General features: G+C 68.2%; 1 protein-coding gene. It reads right to left on the reverse strand.

Going from position 1 to position 418, the window contains the following annotated elements; genetic code table 11:
- Positions 1-418: protein translocase subunit SecF (secF, locus tag G3I78_RS49245; RefSeq protein ID WP_239158498.1), on the reverse strand; the 418-nt coding region annotated here is incomplete at both ends.

The following is a 418-nucleotide window of genomic DNA, read 5'->3' on the forward strand; positions in this document are numbered from 1 at the left end:
GAGGGCGAAGGCACCGGTGAAGAGGATGCCCGCGACCGGGAGCAGCGCGACGACTCCGGTGTTGATCGACCGGACGAGCGTCTGGTTCACACCGAGGTTGGCCCGCTCGGCGTAGGTGCTGCGGGTCTGGTCGAGGATGCCCGCCGTGTTCTCGCGGACCTTGTCGAAGACCACGACCTTGTCGTACAGCGAGTAGCCCAGGATCGTGAGGAACCCGATGATGGTCGACGGCGTGACCTCCCACCCCACCGCGGCGTAGACGCCCGCGGAGATGAGCAGGTCCGCGAGCAGCGCGATGATCGCGGCGAGCGACATGCGCCAGGCGCGGAAGTAGATCGCCATGAAGACCGCGACCAGGCCGATGAACACGACGACGCCCCACAGCGCGCGCGACGACACGTCGGCACCCCAGGTCGGG

It is taken from the genome of Streptomyces sp. SID13726 (genome assembly GCF_010548375.1).
Classification (GTDB): Bacteria; Actinomycetota; Actinomycetes; order Streptomycetales; family Streptomycetaceae; genus Streptomyces.